At 40.8% G+C, this 25572-nt stretch carries 29 protein-coding genes, 3 tRNA genes and 1 riboswitch; of the genes, 11 read left to right on the plus strand and 21 right to left on the minus strand.

Annotated features, from left to right (window positions below; all coding sequences use genetic code 11):
* Window positions 1-56 precede the first annotated feature (56 nt).
* Together AC0VZ4_RS16640 and AC0VZ4_RS16645 are read left to right on the plus strand one after the other, a co-directional pair.
* A complete protein-coding gene (locus AC0VZ4_RS16640; RefSeq protein WP_077536036.1) occupies window positions 57-524 on the plus strand; it encodes a chemotaxis protein CheX in 468 nt (155 codons plus the stop codon).
* Complete coding sequence (locus AC0VZ4_RS16645; RefSeq protein WP_475440206.1) at window positions 521-949, plus strand: secondary thiamine-phosphate synthase enzyme YjbQ; 429 nt, start codon at window positions 521-523, stop codon at window positions 947-949. Before AC0VZ4_RS16640 ends, AC0VZ4_RS16645 begins: the two co-directional genes overlap by 4 nt.
* A 231-nt stretch (window positions 950-1180) precedes the next feature.
* Here the strand turns inward: AC0VZ4_RS16645 and AC0VZ4_RS16650 are convergent.
* From AC0VZ4_RS16650 to orn, 4 genes are all read right to left on the minus strand, one after another.
* Window positions 1181-1256: transfer RNA gene (locus tag AC0VZ4_RS16650), tRNA-Gly, on the minus strand.
* Between the two features lie 96 nt (window positions 1257-1352).
* A tRNA-Gly gene (locus tag AC0VZ4_RS16655) sits at window positions 1353-1428 on the minus strand.
* 120 nt (window positions 1429-1548) lie between these two features.
* A tRNA-Gly gene (locus AC0VZ4_RS16660) sits at window positions 1549-1624 on the minus strand.
* A 183-nt stretch (window positions 1625-1807) separates the two neighbouring features.
* Window positions 1808-2353: an oligoribonuclease gene (gene orn / locus AC0VZ4_RS16665; RefSeq protein WP_007378746.1), complete on the minus strand. Its 546-nt coding sequence runs from the start codon at window positions 2351-2353 to the stop codon at window positions 1808-1810.
* Between the two features lie 120 nt (window positions 2354-2473).
* On the opposite strand from orn, the gene rsgA reads away from it, so the two are divergent.
* Together rsgA and asd are read left to right on the plus strand one after the other, a co-directional pair.
* Window positions 2474-3532 (plus strand): small ribosomal subunit biogenesis GTPase RsgA, encoded by a 1059-nt coding sequence (rsgA, locus tag AC0VZ4_RS16670; RefSeq protein WP_475440207.1) that lies wholly within the window; start codon window positions 2474-2476, stop codon window positions 3530-3532.
* 15 nt (window positions 3533-3547) lie between these two features.
* Window positions 3548-4414, plus strand: a complete 867-nt coding sequence (asd, locus tag AC0VZ4_RS16675; RefSeq protein ID WP_475440208.1) for an archaetidylserine decarboxylase — start codon at window positions 3548-3550, stop codon at window positions 4412-4414.
* A 102-nt stretch (window positions 4415-4516) separates the two neighbouring features.
* Here asd and AC0VZ4_RS16680 read toward each other — a convergent pair whose 3' ends face one another.
* From AC0VZ4_RS16680 to AC0VZ4_RS16720, 9 genes are all read right to left on the minus strand, one after another.
* Window positions 4517-4639 carry a hypothetical protein gene (locus tag AC0VZ4_RS16680; RefSeq protein ID WP_475440209.1) on the minus strand — a complete coding sequence of 41 codons (123 nt, stop codon included), beginning with the start codon at window positions 4637-4639 and terminating at the stop codon, window positions 4517-4519.
* Between the two features lie 356 nt (window positions 4640-4995).
* Window positions 4996-5745, minus strand: a complete 750-nt coding sequence (locus tag AC0VZ4_RS16685) for a HesA/MoeB/ThiF family protein (protein WP_475440210.1) — start codon at window positions 5743-5745, stop codon at window positions 4996-4998.
* A 35-nt stretch (window positions 5746-5780) separates the two neighbouring features.
* A complete protein-coding gene (gene thiE, locus AC0VZ4_RS16690; protein ID WP_475440211.1) occupies window positions 5781-7316 on the minus strand; it encodes a thiamine phosphate synthase in 1536 nt (511 codons plus the stop codon).
* 10 nt (window positions 7317-7326) lie between these two features.
* Window positions 7327-8118, minus strand: coding sequence for a thiazole synthase (locus AC0VZ4_RS16695; protein WP_475440212.1), 792 nt, complete (start codon window positions 8116-8118; stop codon window positions 7327-7329).
* A 5-nt stretch (window positions 8119-8123) separates the two neighbouring features.
* Window positions 8124-8318 carry a sulfur carrier protein ThiS gene (gene thiS, locus AC0VZ4_RS16700; protein ID WP_096793732.1) on the minus strand — a complete coding sequence of 65 codons (195 nt, stop codon included), beginning with the start codon at window positions 8316-8318 and terminating at the stop codon, window positions 8124-8126.
* A 7-nt stretch (window positions 8319-8325) separates the two neighbouring features.
* A complete protein-coding gene (locus AC0VZ4_RS16705; protein ID WP_475440213.1) occupies window positions 8326-9327 on the minus strand; it encodes an FAD-dependent oxidoreductase in 1002 nt (333 codons plus the stop codon).
* Window positions 9328-9433: 106 nt separating this feature from the next.
* A complete protein-coding gene (thiC, locus tag AC0VZ4_RS16710; protein WP_475440214.1) occupies window positions 9434-11386 on the minus strand; it encodes a phosphomethylpyrimidine synthase ThiC in 1953 nt (650 codons plus the stop codon).
* Window positions 11387-11528: 142 nt separating this feature from the next.
* Window positions 11529-11643: riboswitch (TPP riboswitch) on the minus strand.
* A gap of 106 nt (window positions 11644-11749) precedes the next feature.
* Window positions 11750-12148 carry an META domain-containing protein gene (locus tag AC0VZ4_RS16715; RefSeq protein ID WP_033023856.1) on the minus strand — a complete coding sequence of 133 codons (399 nt, stop codon included), beginning with the start codon at window positions 12146-12148 and terminating at the stop codon, window positions 11750-11752.
* 126 nt (window positions 12149-12274) lie between these two features.
* Complete coding sequence (locus tag AC0VZ4_RS16720) at window positions 12275-12673, minus strand: acyl-CoA thioesterase (RefSeq protein WP_008135779.1); 399 nt, start codon at window positions 12671-12673, stop codon at window positions 12275-12277.
* A 102-nt stretch (window positions 12674-12775) separates the two neighbouring features.
* Between AC0VZ4_RS16720 and AC0VZ4_RS16725 the strand changes: the two genes are divergently transcribed.
* Both AC0VZ4_RS16725 and AC0VZ4_RS16730 read left to right on the plus strand, forming a co-directional pair.
* A complete protein-coding gene (locus AC0VZ4_RS16725; RefSeq protein WP_475440215.1) occupies window positions 12776-14875 on the plus strand; it encodes a TonB-dependent receptor in 2100 nt (699 codons plus the stop codon).
* A 21-nt stretch (window positions 14876-14896) separates the two neighbouring features.
* Window positions 14897-15232, plus strand: coding sequence for a hypothetical protein (locus AC0VZ4_RS16730; RefSeq protein WP_475440216.1), 336 nt, complete (start codon window positions 14897-14899; stop codon window positions 15230-15232).
* Window positions 15233-15626: 394 nt separating this feature from the next.
* Here AC0VZ4_RS16730 and epmA read toward each other — a convergent pair whose 3' ends face one another.
* Window positions 15627-16601 carry an elongation factor P--(R)-beta-lysine ligase gene (epmA, locus tag AC0VZ4_RS16735; protein WP_475440217.1) on the minus strand — a complete coding sequence of 325 codons (975 nt, stop codon included), beginning with the start codon at window positions 16599-16601 and terminating at the stop codon, window positions 15627-15629.
* 56 nt (window positions 16602-16657) lie between these two features.
* The gene (gene efp / locus AC0VZ4_RS16740) at window positions 16658-17224 is read right to left on the minus strand and encodes an elongation factor P (RefSeq protein ID WP_024596699.1); all 567 of its coding nucleotides are present in this window, start codon (window positions 17222-17224) and stop codon (window positions 16658-16660) included.
* A gap of 41 nt (window positions 17225-17265) precedes the next feature.
* On the opposite strand from efp, the gene epmB reads away from it, so the two are divergent.
* Complete coding sequence (gene epmB / locus AC0VZ4_RS16745) at window positions 17266-18279, plus strand: EF-P beta-lysylation protein EpmB (RefSeq protein ID WP_475441678.1); 1014 nt, start codon at window positions 17266-17268, stop codon at window positions 18277-18279.
* On the opposite strand, the gene AC0VZ4_RS16750 is transcribed toward epmB, so the two are convergent.
* Window positions 18276-18485 (minus strand): hypothetical protein, encoded by a 210-nt coding sequence (locus AC0VZ4_RS16750; RefSeq protein ID WP_002960797.1) that lies wholly within the window; start codon window positions 18483-18485, stop codon window positions 18276-18278. The two genes, epmB and AC0VZ4_RS16750, sit on opposite strands and share 4 nt — an antisense overlap.
* A gap of 71 nt (window positions 18486-18556) precedes the next feature.
* Here AC0VZ4_RS16750 and AC0VZ4_RS16755 point away from each other — a divergent pair, with 71 nt between their 5' ends.
* Window positions 18557-18847 (plus strand): hypothetical protein, encoded by a 291-nt coding sequence (locus AC0VZ4_RS16755; protein WP_002960798.1) that lies wholly within the window; start codon window positions 18557-18559, stop codon window positions 18845-18847.
* Window positions 18848-18894: 47 nt separating this feature from the next.
* Here AC0VZ4_RS16755 and AC0VZ4_RS16760 read toward each other — a convergent pair whose 3' ends face one another.
* From AC0VZ4_RS16760 to AC0VZ4_RS16770, 3 genes are all read right to left on the minus strand, one after another.
* Complete coding sequence (locus AC0VZ4_RS16760; protein WP_007378815.1) at window positions 18895-19386, minus strand: DUF3016 domain-containing protein; 492 nt, start codon at window positions 19384-19386, stop codon at window positions 18895-18897.
* 121 nt (window positions 19387-19507) lie between these two features.
* Window positions 19508-19957: a low molecular weight protein-tyrosine-phosphatase gene (locus tag AC0VZ4_RS16765; RefSeq protein ID WP_008137282.1), complete on the minus strand. Its 450-nt coding sequence runs from the start codon at window positions 19955-19957 to the stop codon at window positions 19508-19510.
* 25 nt (window positions 19958-19982) lie between these two features.
* Window positions 19983-20489: a DUF3087 domain-containing protein gene (locus AC0VZ4_RS16770; protein WP_475440218.1), complete on the minus strand. Its 507-nt coding sequence runs from the start codon at window positions 20487-20489 to the stop codon at window positions 19983-19985.
* 146 nt (window positions 20490-20635) lie between these two features.
* Here AC0VZ4_RS16770 and AC0VZ4_RS16775 point away from each other — a divergent pair, with 146 nt between their 5' ends.
* From AC0VZ4_RS16775 to AC0VZ4_RS16785, 3 genes are read left to right on the plus strand one after another with little or no spacing between them, the layout of a single operon-like run.
* Window positions 20636-21265, plus strand: coding sequence for an energy transducer TonB (locus AC0VZ4_RS16775; protein ID WP_138584150.1), 630 nt, complete (start codon window positions 20636-20638; stop codon window positions 21263-21265).
* A 13-nt stretch (window positions 21266-21278) separates the two neighbouring features.
* On the plus strand, window positions 21279-21887 hold the full coding sequence (locus tag AC0VZ4_RS16780; protein WP_475440219.1) for a sigma-70 family RNA polymerase sigma factor: 609 nt from the start codon (window positions 21279-21281) through the stop codon (window positions 21885-21887).
* On the plus strand, window positions 21874-22485 hold the full coding sequence (locus tag AC0VZ4_RS16785) for a hypothetical protein (RefSeq protein WP_475440221.1): 612 nt from the start codon (window positions 21874-21876) through the stop codon (window positions 22483-22485). The genes AC0VZ4_RS16780 and AC0VZ4_RS16785 overlap by 14 nt, the downstream gene beginning before the upstream one ends.
* A gap of 465 nt (window positions 22486-22950) precedes the next feature.
* Here AC0VZ4_RS16785 and AC0VZ4_RS16790 read toward each other — a convergent pair whose 3' ends face one another.
* Window positions 22951-24069, minus strand: coding sequence for an ISAs1 family transposase (locus AC0VZ4_RS16790; RefSeq protein ID WP_007378406.1), 1119 nt, complete (start codon window positions 24067-24069; stop codon window positions 22951-22953).
* Window positions 24070-24099: 30 nt separating this feature from the next.
* On the minus strand, window positions 24100-25416 hold the full coding sequence (locus AC0VZ4_RS16795) for a KAP family P-loop NTPase fold protein (RefSeq protein WP_475440222.1): 1317 nt from the start codon (window positions 25414-25416) through the stop codon (window positions 24100-24102).
* Between the last annotated feature and the right edge of the window lie 156 nt (window positions 25417-25572).

A 25572-nucleotide genomic window follows, 5' to 3' on the forward strand; every position in this document is an offset into this window, starting at 1 on the left:
AATGGCTATACTCGTATGATATAACCATTTCATAGCACTAATTTAAGAGAACAAATATGAATGTAGAGTTCATCAATCCTTTTTTATCTTCTTTAATCAATGTATTGAGTACAATGGCTCAAACTCAATTAAAGCCTGGTAAGCCGCGTATCAAAACAGATGAAATTGCGTGTGGCGATGTATCAGGTCTGATTGGTATGGTGGGCCCGCAAACTCGCGGTTCATTTTCAATTACTTTTGATGAAGAGCTTGCACTTACTATCATGGAACGTATGCTGGGTGAACGCCCTGATTCAATAGATGAAGAAGTCACTGACATGGTTGGCGAAATAACCAATATGGTAACCGGTGGCGCCAAAAATTTATTGGGTGAAAAAGGGTTTGATTTTGATATGGCAACGCCTATTGTAGTATCCGGCCAAGGGCATACAATAACGCATAAAAGCCAAGGTAAAAAAATCATCATGCCATTCACTAGCGATGCTGGTAATGCAAATATTGAAGTTAGTTTCGATAAGCTATGAGTTGGCAACAAAAGGTCATAGTATTAAAACCTCGCTCGCGGGGTTTTCATTTAATTGACGACGAAATATTGTCTCAACTCCCTGAGCTTACTACTTACACAGTAGGCTTGTTGCACCTATTCATCCAACACACATCCGCTAGCCTTACTATAAACGAAAATGCCGATCCTACGGTGCGTATGGATATGGAAAGCCATTTCAATAAATTCGTTCCTGAATGCCAGTCTTATTATCGTCATGATTATGAAGGCGATGACGACATGCCTGCACATATTAAAACAAGCACATTGGGCTGTGAATTAACTATTCCTATTTCTAATGGGTATTTAGCACTAGGTACATGGCAAGGTATTTACTTAGGTGAACATCGCAACTCTGGTGGCGCTAGGCGTATTATATCAACGATTCAGGGGGAGCGGCTTTAATAAAAGCTCTCGGTTTCAAATTATTGACTCCTCCTACCTCACTCATACCTCATAACTTCAAAGTACAATACCTTTATTGTAGGCGCAGAGCTCGCGCGAGAAGCGATAGCTTCTAACAACCAAAACTTCAATGCTGAGTATTACATATGCAATAAAATAAATAAGAGAGATTTTAAATTATAATTTTATTTGTGATTTTTAATACAGAAAATTTTGAGGATATAAAAAGATTGGAGCGGTACACGAGGCTCGAACTCGTGACCTCGACCTTGGCAAGGTCGCGCTCTACCAACTGAGCTAGTACCGCATTTTTCAGTTATTTTATTGGTGCGCAATAAATTGCGTTCAACATCCTAGCAACTGAGCTAGCTTTTATTCACTACAATTTCTTTTGGTTAGAAATTGGAGCGGTACACGAGGCTCGAACTCGTGACCTCGACCTTGGCAAGGTCGCGCTCTACCAACTGAGCTAGTACCGCATTTTTATTTCTTCAGTTATTTTACGTTGGTGCGCGACGGGTCGCGTTCAACATTCTAGCAACTGCGCTAGTACCGCATTATATTTTCATTCAACACTACAATTTCTTTTGGTTAGAAATTGGAGCGGTACACGAGGCTCGAACTCGTGACCTCGACCTTGGCAAGGTCGCGCTCTACCAACTGAGCTAGTACCGCATTTTCTATTTCTTCAGTTATTTTACGCTTAAGCGCGACAGGTCGCGTTCAACATTCTAGCAACTGAGCTAGTACCGCATTTATTGATGGTAATTCAATCACTCAAACACACTAACCCCGCGTGGGTTATCGTCTTGAGCGGGGCAGGATTTTACAATAATACGGAGTGTTTGCAAGTGTTTTTTACAAATTAAAGAAATTTTCTCTATAGATTTTTAATTCCATAATCGAATCTTTAATATCGTCCAAAGCAAGGTGTGAGCCTTTTTTGTTCACTTTAGCAAGCACTTCAGGTTTCCAGCGACGTGCTAATTCTTTAATAGTACTTACGTCGAGATTTCGGTAATGGAAAAAATCTTCAAGTTCACGCATGTATTTATTCATAAAGCGACGATCTTGCCCAATTGAATTACCACACATTGGTGATACACCCGCAGGCACCCACTGTTTTAAAAAATCTAACGTTTGCGCTACAGCATGCTCTTCATCGAAGGTACTTGCTTTGCAGCGCGCTGTTAACCCCGATTTACCATGCTGAGTCGTACACCACTCGTCCATACCATTTAGTAATTCATCATTTTGATGAATAGCTATAGTTGGCCCTTCGGCTAATATATTCAGGTCTGCGTCAGTGACAACCGTCGCAATTTCGAGTATTTTATCGGTCTCTGGTTCGAGCCCTGTCATTTCAAGATCGAGCCAAATTAAATTTGATTTATTAATAGTCATAATACCTAAGCGGTGCTTTCCTTTAGATCCAACGCATTTCGATATATCATATTAGCATCAACCGTCGAGCTAAAGCTTTTTTTAGGAAAAGCGACATTTAACTAAGGTTATAGGCCTCCAGTGGCAAAACAGAAAAAATTAAGTAAAGGCCAATCGCGTCAGATCAAGGCCAATCACCAAAAGCGCATTAATAGCGCAGACTCAAAACCAGCTAAAAAAGGCGCGCAAGAATGGCAAACCGATAATTTAGGTCAGGTCGAGAGCGCAATTGTGATCAGTCGTTTTGGCCAACACGCCGATGTCGAAACACAGAACGGCGATGTACTTCGCTGTAATATACGCCGTACTGTGTCTAATTTAGTATGTGGTGATGAAGTATTATTTCGCCGTGCCAAAGTAAGTGAAGGTGATTTAGCCGGAGTAATTGAAGCCACGCAAGAGCGTCGTTCGCAACTTACCCGCCCTGACTTTTACGACGGCGTAAAAGTTATCGCAGCTAACATTGACCAAATACTCATGGTATCGGCGGTACTACCTGAGTTTACCCCAAGTATTATCGACCGCTATTTAATAGCCTGTGAAGATATGGGTATTGAGCCAATTTTAGTGCTCAATAAAACCGATTTAATTGACGAAGCAGGCCTTAGCGAAATACAAAAAATGCTCGATATCTATCGTAAACTTGATTACCAAGTACTCCTTGTTAGTAATATATCCGGCGATGGTATTGATGAATTAAAAGAAGTACTTGTTGGTAAAAATAACATTTTTGTTGGTCAAAGTGGTGTGGGTAAATCAACCCTCGTTAATACTGTATTGCCCAACGCTGAAATATTAACTAAAGAAGTATCTGAAAACAGCGGCCTCGGCCAGCATACAACAACTGTTTCACGCCTTCACCATTTACCAAGTGGCGGTAACCTAATCGATTCACCAGGAATTCGTGAGTTTGGTTTGTGGCACTTAGATGTTGAGCGTGTAACGTGGTGTTTTAAAGAGTTTAGAGAATTTATAGGCGGATGCCGCTTTAGAGACTGTAAACATTTAAACGATCCGGGCTGTATAGTAAAAGAAGCTGTAGCCGATGGAAGAATTTCTCAATTGCGCTTTGACAGCTACCACCGAATTTTAGAAACAATGGCCGATGGCCGTGCAGGCGCCCGTGCGCCTCGCGTATAATTTAGGAAAAATACTGTGAGTTTAGACAAATTTAAAATCGCAATGCAGTACGCAATGCCAAAACATTTTATTTCACGCGTAGTAGGAAAATTAGCTGCTGCTAAAGCGGGCGCATTAACAACCACATTAATTAAACTATTTATTAAGCAATATAAAATAGACATGAGCGAAGCGAAATATTCAGACCCTGCTCATTATAAAAGCTTTAATGAATTTTTTACTCGCCCTTTAAAAGACGGCATGCGCCCAATGAATGATGATAGCAATATCATCATTCATCCAGTGGATGGCGCAATCAGCCAGCTAGGTGATATTGTTGACGGACAGCTAATACAAGCTAAAGGTCACGATTACAGCTTACAAGCGCTATTAGGCGGTTCACAAGATGATACAACACCATTTTTAGGCGGTAAGTTTGCCACTATTTATTTAGCACCTAAAGATTACCACCGTATTCATATGCCAGTTGATGGCACACTAAGCAAAATGATTTACGTGCCAGGTGATTTATTTTCAGTAAACCCACTTACAGCGCAAAACGTGCCTAACTTGTTTGCACGTAATGAACGAGTAGTAGCAATTTTTGAAACTGAGATTGGTCCGCTTGCTATGGTACTTGTTGGTGCAACAATTGTAGCCAGCATAGAAACTATTTGGGCAGGTACTGTCACGCCACCAGCTGGTAGCGATGTATTTAGTTGGAAATACCCAACCACTGGCGATAACGCTATCACGCTTAAAAAGGGTGAAGAAATGGGTCGCTTTAAATTAGGCTCTACTGTGGTACTTGCATGGGGTGCTGATAAAGCTGAAATACTGGAAGATCAACTACCAGAAGTGGTTACTCGCTTAGGTACTGCGTTTGCAAAAATTAACGACTAAAATCAATCGTTAATTAGAAATCAAAAAACCGCGTTATTTAAACGCGGTTTTTTATTTTTGTAGACGTAGAGCTTGCTCACGTGAAAGGCGTCAGCTTTTGGTTTATAAGTAATTGCAGGCTGCACCGTTTATATTTTTATGGGCTTCGCCCATCACGCCAGCAAGCTGTTCGTCTACAGCTTGGTGCAGAAGTTTTGATGTGTTGTAGACGTAGAGCTTGCTCATGTGAAAAGCGCCGCTTTTGGTTTATATATAATTGCAGGCTGTAGCGTTTATATCTTTATGGACTTCGCCCATCACGCCAGCAAGCTGTGCGTCTACAAGTCTGGCGCAAAAATTTTGATGTGTTGTAGACGTAGAGCTTGCTCACGTTAAAAGCGCAGCTTTTGGTTTATATGTAATTGCAGGCTTATAGCGTTTATATCTTTATGGACTTCGCCCATCACGCCAGCAAGCTGTGCGTCTACAAGTCTGGCGCAAAAATTTTGATGTGTTGTAGACGTAGAGCTTGCTCACGTGAAAAGCGCAACTTTTAGTTTCTTAAAGCCACATGTAATAACAGACACAAGCCCCTTCAAAACCTATTTACCACACTCTTTACACTCTGAATCTTTAATCACTTTAAAGTGCTGCTGCTTTAAAGTAAGCGCATCGAAGGTTATAAATTCACACCCCTCTGCATGCCCTAGCAATAAGTTAAGCGTAAGTTGCGCCTGCATAGAGCCTATTACACCAAGTAGCGGGCTAATTACTCCTGCGTTACTGCAATTTATAACCGGTGTAGCTTCGCTTTGTGGAAAAACACAGCCATAACATGGGCTATCACTTTGCCTAAAATCAAAGCCCATTAACTGCCCTTTGGTTGCGAGTGCAGCACCAGAAATTAACGGTGTTTTATTAGCAATACAATAACGATTAACACTATAGCGAGTACTAAAGTTATCAGAGCAATCAAGTACTATGTCAGCACCTTTTAGAATATTAGTGGCATTACTCTCATCTAGCTTTTGACAATGCGTTACTATGTTTATTTGATTATTCAGGCTCGCTAATACTTTACCCGCTGCAGCGACCTTGCTTTGCCCTAAGTGGTTTATTTTATAAAGCACTTGGCGCTGTAAGTTTGAAAGCTCAACCTCATCATCGTCAATTAAAATAAGCGTTCCAATACCCGCAGCGGCCAAATATAAAAGTGCTGGGCTACCTAAACCACCAGCCCCAACTACTGCAACCGTTGAGGATTTAAGTGCTAACTGCCCTTCAAGCCCAACTTCTTCAAGCAATAAATGGCGGCTGTAACGCAGGGTTTCTTTATCGCTTAGCTCACTCACGTTTATCAGCCTTATTAGTATTACCCTTGTTAGTTTTAATTGGCACTGCTTATGGCCACTTGCAGAGCGCTTATAGCCTCTACGTAATTATCAGCCTCGGTAATCGCACGCACTACGGCAACACTGCCTACGCCTGTTTTAGCTACCTGCTCAGCACGGCTTAAATCAATCCCACCTATTGCTACTGTTGGGTAGCTTTGCATAAGCGGCACAAATTTAATCAGCTTTTCAAGACCTTGTATTTGCCCTGTCATGTCTTTGGTGGTGGTTGGGTAAATAGCACCAAATGCCATATAACTAGGGCGATAATTATGCGCACGTAGCATTTCATAAAAACCATGAGTAGAAAGCCCAAGCCTTAGCCCAGCGTCTTTAATTGCCGCTAAATTAGCAATGTCTAAATCCTCTTGCCCTAAATGCACGCCATATGCACCGTGCTTAATAGCTAACTGCCAGTAGTCATTTATAAATACCTGTGCGTTGTATTGCTTGCCCAGCTCAACAGCATGCTTAATGAGCCCATCAAGCTCATCTTGCGTTTTATTTTTAACGCGTAACTGCGCTGTTTTAATGCCTTGTTGTAAGCACTTTTCTAACCAATCGGTACTATCTACAACTGCATACAAGCCAAGCGATTTACTTTCACAAGGTGCAAAATCAGCAGCCATATTAAAATCAAGCGGCACATCAAAATCAAGCTCATCACCCAGCCAGCTACCAGGCTCAATTACTTGTGGGTAGTCAGCTAAATTAGTGGGAAACGATGTATGAGCAACCGGTCCAATCCCTTCGCCGTAGCGTACAGACTGTTTTAGCCCTTGGTTTATATATGCTTTAGCTAAAATAAAGGCATCTTTTAATGGGTAGTCTTTAGCTAAACATGCTGCAATTACCGAAGCCATGCTACATCCGGTGCCGTGGTTATGCGGGGTTTGTATTTTTTGATTGCCTAACCAGTATTCTTCACCATTTTGCGTATTACTATCAATACAATAATCAATGCAGTAGCCACTTGGGTAATCCCAATGTCCGCCTTTAATAACAACGGCTTTTGCACCCCAGCTTAATAGCTTATTAGCCGCTTCTTTTATTGCAGCCGGGCCAATTAAATACACACCGGTTAATAACTGTGTTTCGTGGGTGTTTGGGGTTATTACATCCACCAGCGGCAGTAGGCATTCTTTTATTGCACTGACGGTGTCTTCTTCTGTTAGTAAGTCACCGCTTGAGGCAATCGCAACAGGGTCATATACAATAACGGGAGGCACAGGCCACTTAGCTTTATAGTGGCTTATATGTTCGCTGATCAGCTGAATTTGCTGCACATTGGCAAGCATGCCAATTTTTATCACTTTGGCTTTCATGTCTTTTTCAAGCGCTAGTAACTGCGATTCAATAATATCGGTAGACACTGCATTAATAGCTTCTACACCTAAACTATTTTGCGCAGTAAGCGCCGTAATTGCCGTGCAACCATGTACACCAAAACTTTGCATTGCTTTTATATCAGCTTGAATACCGGCACCGCCGCCCGAATCAGAACCGGCAATTGTCCACACTAAGTTATTCATATTCTCTCCTTCACTGCTGATGCCAAAATGGCATACCCATTGTAGGGGTTGATGGGGCTGCAACGTCTTTTTCAGGCATTGCTTTTGCTTGATATGCAAAGCGCCCTGCTTCAACTGCGACTTTAAATGCGCGGCTCATAGTAATTGGGCAGCCCGCCCCTGCAATGGCTGAATTTAATAATACCGCATCATACCCCATTTCGAGTGCTTGGCAGGCATGCGATGGCAAACCTAAACCTGCATCTACTATTAATGTGGTATCGGGTAAACGCTCTCGAATAGTTTTTAAATTATAGCTATTTGACAAGCCTTTACCGGTGCCTATTGGCGCACCCCACGGCATAAGCACCTCACACCCTAGCTCATTTAAGCGCTGGCAAAGTACTAAGTCATCGGTGCAATAAGGCAATACTTTAAAGCCATCATTAATTAATATTTTTGTGGCTTCAAGTAGCGCAAAAGGGTCAGGCTGTAAATTGTAATCATCGCCAATCAGCTCTAGCTTAATCCAATCTGTGGCAAATACCTCTCGGCACATTTTTGCGAGTGTAATCGCCTCTTTTACACTGTGGCACCCTGCAGTATTAGGGAGTATTTTTAAGCCTGTATTTTTTATTAACTGCCAAAAGTCATCACCGGCTGCTACACTTTGTTGGCGCCTAAGCGACACGGTTACAATTTCAGCGCCAGAGGCGACTATCGATTGGGTCATAATGTCGGGTGACGGATAAAGCGCAGAGCCTATCAATAAACGACTCTTTATTTGCTCTCCATAAATAGTTAAACAGTCTTTAGTTTGCATGAGCTTTATCCGCCTTGAATGGGTGACAGTAACTCAACACTGTCGCCTTCATTAAATACATAGTTACTGTGCCGACTTTGTGGAATAAATTCGCCATTAACAGCCACAGCAAAAGGCGCAACTGCACCAAAACTTTGAAGTACCTCGACGAGTGCTTTGCTATTAACATTAAGTAGCTCGCCATTAATTGTAATGTTCATTTTATTCTCACTCTATTCGTGAAACTACTTGCGCCACTAATGCCGGTGCCAGCATATAACCATGACGATATAAGCCGTTAATGCTAATTACATTGCCAACTTGTGATACTTCTGGGCGGTTATCGCTAAATGCAGGGCGTAATCCGGCTTGAATATTAAGTAGTCGTGCTTCGGCAAATCCGCTGTGTACGGTATAAGCCGCTGAAAGTAACTCAAGAGTTGATCGCACTGTTGCGGCGCCGCTATCTTGCGATTCTATTTCGGTCGCACCAATTACATATTCATGATTAGGTTTAGGCGCTATATAAATTGGGTAACGCGGATGCATTAAACGCACAGGTCGCGTTAAATTTACTTCAGGTGCATATATCCTTGCGACTTCACCGCGCACACCTCTAAGTGGTTTATCGCTTTTAGCACCAAGCCCACGACAATCTATAATGTAGTCAAATGGTCGATTATTTATTTCGCCGTTTTTAATGGTTACGCGCTGGTTAAACACACACTTAACTTTGCGCTTGTTGAGCATGGTAAAACTTGCTTTATAAAAGGCTTGGTTATCTATTTGCCCCTCGCAGGGTAAAAATAGACCTTGGTTAAACCGATTAGCAAGCTCTGGCTCTAACTGCGCTATTTGCTGAGCATTCAATGCCTGAGCGCTGTGCCCTGCTATAGGCTTTATTCTCTGGGTAAAGCTTTGTAGATCGCCTTTATCTTGCTGATGCGCAACGACCAATGTGCCTTGCTGCTGAAAAAAAACTTCACTTTCAAGTTCTGCAATAATGCCCGGCCAGCGTTTCATTGAATCAAGCCCCATTAAAGCTAAATCAGCCTCACACAATACCGACTCAGCAAGCGGGGCAAGCATTGCTGCTGCCACTTTACCGGAGCTATTTGGGGTTTGCTCGTCGTCTGCTTCAAACACCGTTACATGATGCAACTTACTTAGATCCAGGGCAGCTAAGCGCCCTGCTAAACCAAAACCCACCACAGCAATGTTATAAAACATAAAACCTCCAAAAGCAGTTATTAGTAGGTGCGAACTCACTCGCACTTCTTCAATGTTTAAAGAAGCGAGGTATAAAACCTCACCTACATCTGTATCTAACTTCTTGTTATACCGCTTTGTGGTAAATTTCTGAGCCTGTTTGCTTAAACTGGGCAGATTTAGCTTTCATTTCGGCTTCTACATCAATCATTTTTATTTCAATAGCGTCGCCAGCGTCATTTGGATCAATACCGCGTGTTTCTAAATCTTTAGCGTAATCGCGTACTTCTTGGCTAATTTTCATAGAGCAAAATTTAGGGCCACACATAGAGCAAAAGTGAGCCACTTTGCCTGACTCTTGCGGAAGGGTTTCGTCGTGATACTCGCGAGCACGCTCTGGATCTAAACCTATATTAAATTGGTCATGCCATCTAAACTCAAAACGCGCTTTTGATAAGGCGTTATCACGCTCTTGCGCGCCAGGGTGCCCTTTTGCTAAATCGGCGGCATGCGCTGCAATTTTGTAAGTAATTAAACCTTCTTTAACATCTTCTTTATTTGGCAGACCCAAATGCTCTTTAGGTGTTACATAACAAAGCATTGCACAGCCGTACCATGCTATTTGGGCCGCCCCAATACCTGAGGTGATATGATCGTACCCTGGTGCAATATCGGTCGTTAACGGGCCTAAAGTGTAAAATGGCGCTTCGTCGCAATGCTTTAATTGCTCATCCATATTGGCTTTAATCATGTGCATTGGCACATGCCCTGGGCCTTCAATAAATACTTGTACGTCGTGCTTCCACGCAATTTTAGTCAGTTCACCTAATGTGCGCAGCTCACTAAACTGCGCTTCATCGTTGGCATCAGCAATAGAACCTGGACGAAGTCCATCACCGAGTGAAAAACACACATCGTATTGTTTTAAAATTTCGCAAATGTCTTCAAAGTGCGTGTATAAAAAGTTTTCTTTGTGATGCGCTAAACACCACTTAGCCATAATTGAGCCACCGCGCGACACAATACCGGTTACACGTTTAGCGGTCATTGGTACATAACGCAGTAATACACCCGCATGAATAGTAAAGTAATCAACACCCTGCTCGGCTTGCTCAATTAGCGTATCGCGAAAAATTTCCCACGTTAAATCCTCAGCCACACCGTTTACTTTTTCAAGCGCTTGATAAATCGGTACTGTGCCAATAGGTACAGGCGAGTTACGTACAACCCATTCACGCGTTTCGTGAATGTAACGACCCGTTGATAAGTCCATCACGGTGTCTGCACCCCAGCGAGTAGACCACACCATTTTTTCTACTTCTTCTTCAATAGATGAGCTGACCGACGAGTTACCAATGTTGGCGTTAACTTTAACTAAAAAGTTACGACCGACAATCATAGGCTCTGTTTCTGGATGGTTTATATTATTTGGTAAAATAGCGCGACCACGGGCTATTTCGTCGCGTACAAACTCTGGGGTAATAAATTCAGGAATACTCGCACCAAACGACTCGCCTTTATGCTGCGCGGCTAGTAATTCTTTACGAATTTCTGCACGTCCCATATTTTCGCGAACGGCTACGTATTCCATTTCAGGAGTAATAATCCCTTGGCGTGCGTAGTGCATTTGCGTTACGTTTTTACCAGCGACACCACGGCGAATTTTTGGCAAGTGATCAAAGCGAATATGATCCAGCCCTTCATCTGCCATGCGCTGCTGCGAAAACTGCGACGTCACTGATTCTAAAATTTCAGTGTCACCACGGTTTTCAATCCATTGTTCACGAAATTTTGGTAAGCCTTTACGCACGTCTAGTTCAAAATTAGGATCGGTATACGGGCCCGACGTATCGTAAACGCGAAGCGAATCGTTTGACTCATAAACAGGGTTTTCATCTGTACCGCCAATAAACGTATCACTTAACGTGATTTCACGCATACCAACGCGCACGCCTGGTTGAGTACCTTCAACGTATACTTTATGAGAATTTGGGAACGGTTGACCCGTTAAGTTATAAATATATTCAGACGCGGCAGCGCGAGTTTCTCGGCGTGACGCTTTATTTGTAGTATTTGACATGACTTGCCTCATTGCTTAAGGGTTGTCTTATCAGATATTCCGAGGAATAGAGAAAGATCGTAAAGTAGCGTACATGCTACTTTGCAGCCTAAAAAAACAAAATCACTTTATTGTGCGCATAAAAAAAGACGCACAAGCGTCCTATTTTAGGCAGCTTGTTCCCTACGCAGGTATTAACCTGATCAGGTTCACGGATCCCGCTTTCGCGATCTCAGCCAAAAACTAATTACTTAGCTTTGGCACTCCGACAAGTATTGATATATAAATTTTGTTCGTTGATTTGATATATTATTCATCAAATCTGCGCTGAGTGTACGTCAGTTAAAAACTGCCCGCAAGGGGCTGTTTTTCAAAAACTTAAAATTATTTAGGGATAAACACAAATGTTTGCTCGCCTTGCATGACTAATTGCTGGTCTTGCATTTTAAGCTCTGCGCCTTGATTTAAGGCTTGTAATAACTGCTGCTCAAACTCATCAAGTTCTTTTCCGCACGACTTGCGCGTCATACCTAATTTACTTACGGTAAGATTACTTTCTTCAAGCGAGCCCTCACCAAAAAATTTGTTACAGCCAGCAAAACCATTTACTTGCAGCGCTTCAATAAAGCTCATTGATGCGTTAAAAGAAGGTGGAATTGCTAAACCATCAACATGTGATAATTGCCATTGGGTGTATTTTAGCTGCTCACTGGTAACCGTCCCTGTCGATGCGCAACCAACACATAAACCGATTATAAGCATCGGTATTGCTGCTAATTTCATGCTACTACTAACTAATTGTCTAATTACTGTAATAATAACAATATTTATGCGATTTATCCGTTAAAAATGCATGTTTAAAATGTAAATTTTTGTTCTATGATAGTTCAAAAGTTACGCTACTACGCACTAAGTTGTAGTTTTGAATACATTATCTATTTGCTCAGGCAAAAATGGGCGGCCTTTTTCATTAACCGACGTTCCTATTATTAGTGCATTGAGCATTACTTTTTCATCGTATTTACGAACAACCGTTTGCTTAAAAGCAAATTTAAGGCGACTTATGCGCTGCGGCTCTACAGCCACATAAAACTCATCACCCGGTAAGAGCGAATGCTTATAATCCATTTCGCTGCGCATCACGACTAGATTAATTTTATCTTTTGCTAACTGAGCAAAATCAATACCATTTGCGTATAAAAATTCGTGGCGAGCGTGCTCCAAATAATTAAAATACACACTGTTATTTACAATGCCTTGTAAGTCACATTCGTAATCACGCACTTTAAAGTCAACTTTAAAGGTCATATTAATAATCCTAATTATTTAACGTATAATTGCCGAGTTTATAGCACATGTGCTCAAATAATTGCTACCATACGAGTCCCTAAAATGGAGTTAAGTAACCTAATGAACTTACGTTTGTCTTTAATTACCGCAGCACTTTTACCGCTGCTTGGTGCACCACTTGCAGCTAACGCTGACGATAGCAACCTAGAAAGAATTGTTGTAACTGGCGATTTTCAACGCGAAAGCATTCAAACCTTAAGCGCAAGCGCAAGCTTATTCAGCGAAGAAGAAATTAATCTACGTGGTGCAAGTTACTTAGACGAAATATTAGGCAGTACCGCCAATGTAAACTTTACTTCTGGCGCGTCGCGCGGACGCTATATCCAAATCCGTGGCGTGGGGCTTCGCTCACAATTTGTAGACCCGATTAATCCATCAGTTGGTTTAGTTATTGATGGTATTAACTATTCTGGCCTTGGTGGCAGCTCATTATTATTTGATATAGACCAAGTAGAAATTTATCGCGGCCCACAAGGCACTCGCTTTGGCGCAGACGGTATGGCCGGCATGATCCAAATGGGTTCAGCTAAAGCCACAAGCGATCCAAGTTTAAAATTACAAGTAGGTGCTGGCACCTACAATACACGTGAAGCAGGCATTGCAGCAAGCACAGGCTTAACAGATGACTCTAGCGCACGCGTTAGCTACTTTCGCAGAAAGTCAGACGGTTACGTAGATAACCTGTACTTAAATGACGAAACACAAAATCAAGACGAGCAAGTAGCGCGTTTTAAATTAAACAGCCAGCTTACAAAGCATTTAAATACTGAGTTAAACCTTCACTATATTGACATAAACAATGGTTACGATGCGTTTACGCTTGATAACAGCCGCAATAGTGTTGCCGATGAACCAGGCCAAGATAATCAACAAAGCTACGCTATAGGCGTTAATAATACTTACACGGGTTTTGACGCTTTTGATGTAAATCTAAACCTATCGGCTATTGATACCGAGTTGCTTTATAGCTTTGATGAAGACTGGGTATGTAACGATACAAATGAGCCAAAGTTATGTGCTGCAGGTTTACATCCTGATGGATACAGCTCAACTGATTTATACAGCCGTGATCGCGATGACCAATCTGTAGATTTACAATTTAATTCTAAAACAGGTAACTGGGTTGCGGGTATTTATTACCAAAACCGTGATGTTGATTTAGAGCGCCAATACACATGGTTAGCAAGCCCATTCTCTTCAACTTACGAAACGAGTAACGTTGCAGTATATGGTCAAGTAGCGACTCCAATTGGTCCTAAAACAACACTCATTACAGGTTTACGTGTAGAGCAATACCAAGGTGACTACAACGATAGCAATGGCTTTATACAAGACACTGACGATGTAATGGTTGGCGGTAAAATTGCGCTAGAGTATCAAGTAATTGACCGCACTATGATCTACACCAGCATTACCCGTGGTTACAAAGCCGGTGGTATTAACTCAGAAGCACTGGCTAAAGCAAAAGATGAAGGCTTAAACCTAAGCGCTGATTTTTTCCAGCAACACACCAATTTCGACCCTGAATATTTATGGAGCGGCGAATTTGGTGTTAAAGGTTCATCACTTGATGACAAATTTACGCTTCGCTTAGCTGCATTTTACATGCACCGCGACGACATACAGCTAAAAGCATGGCAAGTAGAAGGTCAGCAATTTACCGGTTATGTTGATAACGCAAGTTCTGGCAGTAACTACGGACTTGAAATTGAAGGTAGTTATCAAGTAACTGATAACTTATTTGTTACCGGCAGCGCTGGTTACTTAGATACTGAAATAGATGATTTTGTAACGCAGTCTGGCTTAAATCAAGACGGTCGTGAACAGGCACAGTCACCTAAATACCAATATGCGTTTACTGCTCGTTATAACTTTACAAGTGAGCTTTACGGTATGGTTGGTATTGAAGGTAAGGATGATTATTACTTCTCTGATAGCCACAACTCACAAGCACCAAGCAGCAACTTAGTTAATTTAAGCTTTGGCTATGAAGCAGACATGTGGGCAGTTCGCGCATGGGCTCGTAACGTGTTTGACGAAACAGTCCCTACACGTGGTTTTGAATTTGGTAACGACCCACAAGATGGCTACGCAACACATACCTACACACAATTAGGTGAGCCTCGCGTAGCCGGTGTTACGTTTACACTTAATCTGTAAAGCATAGCCGTTGGCTTTCAAATGAAAGCTACAGCAAGCAATAAAAACACCGCGTTTAAATTAAACGCGGTGTTTTTATTTGTAGGTGAGGTTTCATACCTCGCTTTTTATAAAGTTAAATTACACGAGCGCGAAATAAATTCGCACCTACAGGTTGGGCGTATGGGTTTGATGTTTATTGTAGGTGAGGTTTTATACCTCGCTTTTTATAAAGTTAAATTACACGAGCGCGAAATAAATTCGCACCTACAGGTTGGGCGTATGGGTTTGATGTTTATTGTAGGTGAGGTTTTATACCTCGCTTTTTATAAAGTTAAATTACATGAGCGCGAAATAAATTCGCACCTACAGGCTTAGCGTATGGGGTTGATGTTTATTGTAGGTGAGGTTTTATACCTCGCTTATTTATAAAGTTAAATTACACGAGCGCGAAATAAATTCGCACCTACAGGTTGGCCGTAGGTTGTTGGATTTGATGTTTATTGTAGGTGAGGTCTTATACCTCGCTTTTTTATAAAGTGAAATTACACGAGCGCGAAATAAATTCGCACCTACAAATATTCCACCTACGCCTACAAGTCAAGCATCACGCTCTTTGCATATCAAACATAAATAATAATAAAACGTGTTGTAGACGTAGAGCTTACTCACGTGAGAAGCGAAGCTTCTAATTACTTTAAACTAACCAAATAAAAAAAGCTTAAAGCTTCGCTTTAACGCGCCAGCAAGCTGTGCGCCTACAAGCCAAGCATCACGCCCTTTGCACATCAAACGCGATTACGTCTTTAATTTTTTCTTTATTTGTTGCGAGCATTACCAATCTATCAATCCCCAAAGCCACTCCTGCGCACTGTGGTAATCCATGCTCCAGCGCTTTAATTAAACGCGTATCCATTGGCACTTGCTTTAAACCGTTTTCAGCGCGGTATGCGTTATCTTCATTAAAACGTTTAGCTTGCTCACTAGCATTTGTGAGTTCGTTAAAGCCGTTAGCCAATTCCATATTTTTATAATAAAGCTCAAAGCGCCCTGCTACACGTGTATCGTGTTCACAAATTTGTGCAAGTGCTGCTTGAGAAGCTGGAAAGTGATACACAAAACATGGCTTATCTTGTCCTATTGTGGGCTCTACTTTCATACAAAATAATAATTGCAGTAAGGTATCCTTATGCGTTTCATTTTGGGCTATATCAGCAAATCCCTGCTCACACGCTAGTTGCTTTAATTGCTCTATGCTTGCTGTTAACGGATCGAGCCCAAGTGCTTGTTCAAACGCTTGCTGATAGGTAAGCCTTGTTGCCGGCTCGACATCTAAAACAAGCCGCATTAGCTCATCCATTTCATCCATAAGTGCAAATTCATCAAAGCCTGGGCGATACCATTCCAGCATTGTAAATTCAGGATTGTGATGACTACCGGCTTCTTCATTTCTAAATGCTTTACAAAGCTGAAAAATAGCGCCTGAGCCTGCCGCTAACAAGCGTTTCATAGCAAACTCTGGAGATGTTTGTAAAAATAGAGGAAGCCCACCTGCGTGCCCTGGACCTACAAATTTGGTATTAAAACTAGCTAAGTGCACATCGGTTACACTGGCAGCACTTAAGCTTGGCGTTTCGACTTCTAAAACATCACGTGCATAAAAAAACTCACGAATGCTACGTAATATCGCTGCACGTTGTTTTAGTGTTTCAATGCTAGCGCTTGGGGCCCAAAGATCTGCTGACATATTTTCTCCAAAAAAAATCCCAGCTTAAGCTGGGATTTTATAAACAATGTTAAAGCTTACTTAACACGGCTTACGTATTCACCGTTACGAGTGTCTACTTTAATTACTTCGCCAATTTGTACGAATAATGGAACTCGTACTACAGCGCCTGTGCTAAGCGTTGCTGGTTTACCACCAGTGCCCGCTGTATCGCCCTTAAGGCCAGGATCTGTTTCAGTGATCTCAAGCTCAACAAAGTTAGGTGGTGTAACAGCAATAGGGCTGCCGTTCCATAATGTGATTGTACATAAATCATTTTCAACTAACCATTTAACTGCATCGCCTAGTGCTTTTTCGTCAGCGGCAATTTGCTCAAATGTTTCGTTGTTCATGAAATGCCAAAATTCGCCGTCTGTGTATAGATACGCTAAATCTGTATCCATTACATCAGCACCTTCAACTGATTCACCCGATTTAAAGGTTTTTTCAAGCACCTTACCAGAGATAAGTTTACGGATACGAACACGGTTGAACGCCTGGCCTTTACCAGGTTTTACCATTTCATTTTCTAAGATACTGCAAGGCTCGCCGTCCATCATAATTTTTAGGCCGCCCTTGAACTCGTTGGTGCTATAATTCGCCATCGTTTCCTCTATTTATATTTTTTCGAGTAATCTACATGCCAATGATACAAAGAAATGAAGCAAATTTGCATAAAAACTGGCAAAAAGAATTAGCAAATGTAGTTACCTGCCCAAAAACCTTGCTTGAAATGGTCGGTTTATCGAGCCAAGTCCATGAAAACGACCTAAAAGCCCGCAGTTTATTTGCGGTACGCGTGCCTACCCCTTTTATAAAAAAAATACGCAAAGGCGATCCAAACGATCCTCTTTTATTGCAAGTCATGCCACGCCATCAAGAATTTTTAACTAAGTCGGGTTTTAATAAAGATCCCCTACTTGAGCAAGATAACGACCAACCAGGTCTTTTACATAAGTATAAATCACGGGTTTTAGTGATGTTCAAAACCGGTTGTGCAGTAAATTGTCGTTATTGCTTTAGAAGGCATTTCCCGTATCAAGAAAACCAACTTAATAAAAAAAGTCTGCTTGAAACACTAAGCTACATAAAATCAGATGCTGATATAAACGAAGTGATTTTGAGTGGTGGCGATCCGCTCATGGCCAAAGACGATGCCATAAGTTGGTTTTTAGATGAGCTTGAGCAATTACCACAAATTAAACGAATGCGAATTCATAGCCGTTTACCTGTTGTTATTCCTGCACGTATTACCAATGAGTTATGTGAGCGATTAGCAAAATCGCCATTAAAAATTATTTTTATTAATCACATAAACCACGCAAACGAAATAGACGCTGATTTTAAAGCTGCCATGCAAAAGCTTAAACAAGCAAACGTAACGCTTCTAAACCAAGCTGTAATTTTAAAAGATGTGAACGATACGCTCGATGCGCAAATAAATTTAAGCGAAGCGTTATTTGACGCAGACGTATTACCGTATTATTTGTATTTGCTAGATAAAGTTGAAGGGGCCAGCCACTTTGATATTAACGAAGAAGACGCAATAAAAATAATGGCAGAGCTATTAAAAGCTCTGCCTGGATTTTTAGTGCCTAAGTTAGTTAGAGAAATAGGTGGTCAAAAAAGCAAAACACCTATCGATCTTAAGCTAATTTAAACGTATATATTTACGTTGTTACCCAATGATGCAGTTACCGACTTAGCTGGTGTTTGTGCACTTGACGATTGTGCAGCACCTTCAATAAGTGCAAGTGCTGCTGCGCCATCTGCTAGTTGCTGCTTTTTAGATAAAGCAGCGCTATAAAGCTCACTGCCTTGGCCTGAGCCGGAAACAGCGGGTAAACTTGTGCCTGATATATTCATATAACAAACCTGACTTTTAAATGTAATCCAAGTATTATGTCGGCCATGCAGTACAAAGCTTTAGGAAAACCATGGATTCAATTATTGAACAACTCAATACTAATTTAAAAATTGTTTATCGTCAGGCGCTTGATGCCGACAAAAAACTCGATGAATTACAGCAGCAAGGCCATGGCAAATTTAAAGCCTTATTTGCACAAGATGCTGGATTTAGCTTTGAAGCTAAACGTTTTAAGCCTTATGTTCTTGACGTAGCCGCTGACGTTGAAAGCTTATCTAACGATGGTTTTGATGAAGAAAAACTTAAAACTACCGTTATTAAGTTACAGCAAATACTCACGCTGTTAGCTACTTTTAAGTAAAACTTAAAAATAGAAATGCCGCTATTTAGCGGCATTTTTATTTTAAGTTAATCTAAACTTGGTAATATTTGTTCACCAAACCACTGCGTTAATAAGCGTTTTTCGTAATAAAATGATTCTTCGCGGCCCATTTTAATTTTATCCATAAAGCCCATATCTTTAAGCTCTACATCACTGCCTTTATTAAGTACGCTACCATCTTTATCTGTTAACGAATAATTGAGCTTAATGCGCGGAAAATAGATTGGTTTTACTACACGTATTTCATCCATACCGCCGTATCGCACATCACCGGCTAAATCTAAATCAGTGAACTCTACGTTTAATTTATAACCTTTTGGTAGCTGCTCAGCAAGCTTAGCCATATGTTTTTCAAAGCTACTTGCAATGTGTTTATGATACGACCCTCTGGCTTGATTCGACGCTCGTACATCACGATAATCGTTAAAGTCATGCCATTTAACAATAGACTCCCCAGCATGAGCAAATACAGGGAGTGCTATACACATTGTCATTGCTATTTTCTTAACTGAATTCATATCGTTCTCCAAAAAGGTGTACCAATTACAATAGAGTGAATTGCAATAAGCCCAGTATTCATACCTAAATTACCAATGGCATATTAACAGTCATTCATTAACTATAACTTAACCATATCTTTTAAATTTTTGACAGTATTTTGTCGCTTGCGGCTTCAATTAAATCAAGCACATTTTCAAAGCCATCATCACCGCCGTAATAAGGATCGGGAATCGCACTAACGCTCTGTTCACCAAACTCTAAAAACAACGCTAATTTGTACTGTAAATGCGCAGGGCACTGGGCTTTTAAATCAGCTAAATTTTGTGTATCGGCCGCTAAAATTAAATCAAATTCAGTAAAGTCACTTGTGCGTACTTTACGCGAATAAATACCTTTAAAACTATAACCACGTTTTTCGCCTGCAGCCATTGAGCGACTATCAGGCGTTTTACCTTCGTGGTAACCAATAGTGCCAGCCGAATCAACTTTAACATCAACACCTAGCTTTTTAGCGCGGGCTTTTAATACCGCCTCTGCGGTTGGCGAGCGGCAAATATTACCTAAACAAACAACTAATATTTTTTTCATTAGACACTCCTTTAAACATTAAAAACTAAAACTGTTTTAAAATGCTCGCATCATACTCATCAGCATTTAGCGTTACGTTATGTTGCGCTGCAACAGATTCAAGCTCAGCTTGTTTAATGGCTAAATCGTCCATAGTGATTAGATTATCGTCTAGCTGCCACAATAACCGAGAGCCCGCGTAACTATAATGAATCGCTAATAACGCATCGGCATTGCCTTCACGGCCAGCGGCTTTTAACTTAGCCATTTTACGGGTTATTTTATTAAGTGCTTTTTTAAGCTCCCACACATAAACAACTTCAGTCATAAAGCTATGTGTACGGTATTTATTAAGTAACCACGCAAGCCCAGCGCTTGTAATAGCAACGCCTATTAAGTTCCAATGAAAGTGGCTACCACTTTCATCAGGAAATAAAGCAATCAGCGTTTGCGATATAGCCAAGCTGCCTACAGCCAAACCAATACCACATCCTGTAATAACACGGTTTAAATGTTTACGATAACGCGCTTTATTTATTTCAATGAGTTGCATAACAGCCTAAAAAGTTAATAAGTAAAAGAATGCGAATGGCTATTGTAACTAAACCCCAGATTTTTTATAAAATTATTTCACCCCTTTTTGATTTGCCACCCGTTATAGCTTTGAAAACACCCTAATGCGTTAATTTGGAGCGGCTTATGCACACACTTGAAGTACCTAACAACCCAGTATTTATTAAAACATCGACCGCCGTTATTGGCGGCGCCGCAATGACCTTTGCAGCTTTTGCGTTTATGCAATATTTAATAAGTGGCGAGCAACGCGCACCGGTTAAACCAGGGGGCGATATTATAGTAGAGATTTTTCAGGCACCTGAGGATTCAAAAGTCAGGCATATACAAAAAATACAGCCGCCACCGCCAATGCCTAAAGTGCCGCCAAAAGCACCACCGCTTGATACATCAGCCGATCCTGTGTTGGCAATTAGCGACTTTACGCCAGTTACAATTGATGATTTTGGTGACGACATTAACAACACCATTAATCGCCCAACAGGGGATGCAACACCCATAGTGCGCATAAACCCTAAATACCCAACTACAGCGGCGCGCGATGGTATTGAAGGTTGGGTGCAACTAAGCTTTAGTATTTCGCCAACGGGGGAAGTAATCGACCCAGTAGTTATTAACGCCGAGCCAAAACGTACCTTTGACCGCGAAGCAATAAGAGCCATTAAACGCTGGAAATATCGCCCCAAAGTAATTGAAGGTGTGGCACAATTACAAACAGGTCAAACCGTACAACTCGATTTTAAATTACAACAATAAAAGCGATGAGCCTATGCTACTAAGTATTAAGTCATGGTTATTTGAAACGCCAAGCAAGGACTGCATGGCAAGTTACGCAAAAAGTGGCGACAATCGTTACTTAGAGCAGCTTATTGCCCTCTACAGTAACGACTTATACCACTACCTTGTTACGCAATCTAATACGCATTTAGCATACGACGTAAGCCAACAAACATGGCTAAAAGTAATCGAAAAACGCCACCTTTACCAAGCGCAAACCACACCTAAAGCGTGGTTGTTTAAACTTGCCCGCAACACACTCATTGACGAATACCGCAGGCAACAACACTTTGTAGAGCTTGACGAAAATACGTATTTAGCAGCACAAAATGATAAGAGCGAAAGCGACTTAAATAGTGGTGACTTAACTAGCAGAGACTCGCATATAGGCAGCTCAAACATAAGCTATGACGCGTTCGACGCCGCCCTAAAACAACTCAGCTTTGTACAGCGCGAAGCCATAACATTACAACAAGAAGGCTTTTCGCTCACCGACATAGAGCTTATAACGCAAAGCAGCCTCGAGACCATTAAAACAAGGCTGCGCTATGCCAAACAAAACCTTAAACGTTTATTAGGAGCAAACAATGAACAAGCCTGATGAGCCGCTTGATCAAAAGCTCACACAACATTACAAAGAGCGAAAAGCGCGCACTACACTTACAAGCACTCAGCAAAAAGCGCTACTTAATAAAGCCACGCACACAAAGCCTAAAAAGTTCGGCTTTACGTTGCAGCTAACCAGCCTTGCCTGCGCACTGGGTGTGTTCGCCTTTATTGTGTTTGATAATAACGATGGCTTTAACCACGCGCCTAAAATCGTATTTAACACCATAGACATTCACGACTATTCAATTATAAAAACACACGAAATAAACCAAGCTGGTAGCTACGCAAGCTCTATAAACGAGCAAAAACACGCGCTTGATAGTCAATTAGCTAACGATTTACGCCGCCACCAACAGCGCCACATAGAATACGGTACTCTAGTGAAGGTAGATAACGACTGGTACATAGCCAGCTGCAATGACGAGGTGCTCGTGCAAATTAAGCATTCACTGTTGAGTGAGCTAAAAGGTAAGCACGCGGTTGAAAGTAATATAAATACGGGTGATATGCTCGCTATGGCGCATAACGGTAAGGGGCAGATTATTGCACTTAAACATGCGGGTGCTGGGATTAGGCAGTGTGGGGCTTAGGTGGTAATTAAGTGAGTGAGTTACTTTACTTACCACCCAAAATACTTTTTAGTAAAAATTAGCTATCACCCATGTAATCAAGTGGTGATGAAAGCTCTATAAAATCACGATAGTGTTCTTTAGTAATTTTGTTATATGTATCTTTTACATAAATATATTTAATCAAAGACTTAGCCACTTCATACTGATTAGAATCATTGCATTCCCGTAATTCTTTTTCAGCTTGCCCTAATTTAGTTAACTTCCTTGTATCAGTATTTCCAAATCCTGCAAAAACAAGTGAAGTTTCAACTACAAAAATTTGGCAGAAAAAACATTCAATGTACTGCTTTAGTTTAATTATTTTCTCTGTATCTTTGTAGCGGTTGATTATACAGTTCAGATCCTTGCTATATAATTTTGAATCAATAAAAAATATAACATCTCTTTCTAAGTCTCCGGGCAGGGCAAGAGCATGAAAAAAGTCTATGCGTTCAGTACCTTTTCAAGGTAGGCTGTACTGCGCATAGCTTTTTTCTGTTTTGCGGGCATGCCTTTACTAAAACTTTTTTCTGCTTTTAGCTGATTAAATGCGATGTGTCTCAGCCCCGCAAATACAGGTGCTGCACCTTCGCGCCTAATTCGACACTCATCTTCTTTAAATCCTACATCTAAACGCCAATGTAATCCATTTTCTATTTGCCAATGTTGTCGTGCTCCTCTCGCGAGTTCTTCCGCTGTTAAATTCGCTGAACTAATATAGTATCTATAGCATAACTCATTGCTTAATTTACCTTTTTCTTTTCTATAAGAAACAATAACACCCACTGTTTTTACACCTTCCCAGTGTATCGTTTCTGATAAACCGCTCACGTTATGGCTCACTGCACAGCACCTAAATTCTTCTCTATTTTTTTGATAATCGGCTTCGTTAAACAAGAGCCCATCAGATGCTTGTCGTGCTACCTCAGGTAATAACACATCTTCTATTTGTGACAGTAGCCTTTTATGGTTTGCTTTTACCGCAAGTAAGTAATCGGCTTCTTTACCAACTATTTTTTTTGCAATTGATTTTTGACACCCCATAGCGTCAATCGTTACTAAGCAGCCTTTTATCTCTAATAATTCAAGCAGCTCTGGCAACGCTTTTATTTCATTCGACTTTTTATCAACAGGGCATTGTGCCAAAACAACACCATTTTCGCATGCAAATGCACTGATCATATAAAGCGCATCGCGTCTATCTGACTGATTAAATGAACCTTTCAATCGTTTACCGTCAATAGCAACTACACCGCCTTGAGTTAATTTGGAGCAGGCTTTCATCCAAGAAGAAAAGGAATCTTGGAATTGCGTCATGTCAATACGGCTCATTACACGAGCAATTGTGTCATGGCGAGGGATCCCTTGTTCAAGAAGAACATATTTTCTGAGCCAATCTAGTCTATCATGACCAAAATCTTCAATCTCTTCCCAGCCCTGACAGCCTGAAACAACAGCGCTAACAGCTAAGAATATGATATCAAATAGTTTATGAACAACTTTACCTTGTTGGCGAGGGTCGTCGATTGATTCGAAATATTTAAATAGCTGAATGTTAGACATGGGGATGCTCCTTAAAAAAGGAGTATAAGATCATACTTTTAAGTCAAGGTAAAGTTCGTGATCTTGCCCTGAGTCTCCGGGTAGTATTTTTTCTGATAAATAATCAGATAACCTTATATTTTGTGTTTCACCTTTCTTATTTAATTTTGTTCTCTTAAATCTACCATTTATAATTTCTTCATAAAGTGGGTGGTCTTTTTCATAGATACAAAACAAAATAGCGAGCACAAGCACATCTACTTTTTTACCATTTGGTAAATTTACAATAATGGCAGTAATGCGTTCAGTAATTTGAATGGCTGTTCTAGGCGGCACTTGGAACGCATCTAAAACAACTGAGATATTAGCTAAAGCGGTTTCCGGTGTTTCTGTGCGGGGGAGTAGCTCAATATCTTTACTTTCTAAGTACCCAGATTCAAATTTAGTTGTATCACTATGTACTGATAAAAAATCCTTTAAAACAGGTCGCTTTAAGCTATAGCGGCTATTAAAAAAACGGCCTAGGTAAATCTTAGCATCAAAGCCTTCACCATAAATTGATTTGATTGTATGCTGGAGTTGCTCTGTATCTGTTGCTACAACAAATACAATACCTTTAACATCAAAAATATGTTTAATCGTCTCTAACATTTCTACTGCATAACTTGGGCGACAACGATCTAATTCATCAATAAAAATAAATATGGGTAACGACTTACCTTCCTGCTTTTCAAACTTACTGACCCAATCAGCTAACTTAGACTTTATTACTTCAATACTCTTATTTTTAGCTTCATGATCTTTAATTAAGTTTTGTGCAAGCGCCTTTACTGCCGGTGAAAAGTCGCTGCCCGTCAGCTTATTAGAATTTTGATTTTGGTCATTTTCAATTTCTTCATCAGAAAATAGTAATGTGTGTAACTCATCTAAATCGATGCCTGATATTTTTTTAGTTAAACCTTGTGCAATAGCAGGTGCAACAGCCTTAAACATCGAAACTGCGCTTTTAGGTATTGTTATATTAAACTTAGCCTGCAGTTGAAGCTGCTTTATAATACCTGCAATTACAGTTAAAAATGGGTCGTCTGAATAGTCTTGCTGCCATGCATCAATATATACAACAGGATAATCTACTATTAATTCTTGTGACCAACGCTTAAGAAAATAGGTTTTACCTGCCCCCCATTCAGCATTTAAGTTTAATACATAGTTTTTCTTTTGTTCATCATCCGGCCTGCTTTCGTCAAACCCCTCTTGAGCCAATAGCCTTGATAAGAACGTGGCGTAGCGAGCACGATCTAATTTATCTGCAGGAAAATACTCTTCTAATGGAGGCTTAGTTGCTTTACTCCAATTGAATTCTTTCATTTAATTCCTTTTAAATAATACTTTTTTATATAGTGCCACATATCAATAAGTAAACGTGAGTTCTGTGCAATTTTTTAATTATTCACTCTATTTTTTCGGGCTAACGCCCGACGCGCTAGCAAGCTATGCGCCTACAAAAAATATACATATACTTTG

This window comes from Pseudoalteromonas sp. QJM3NY_22, from assembly GCF_056173065.1.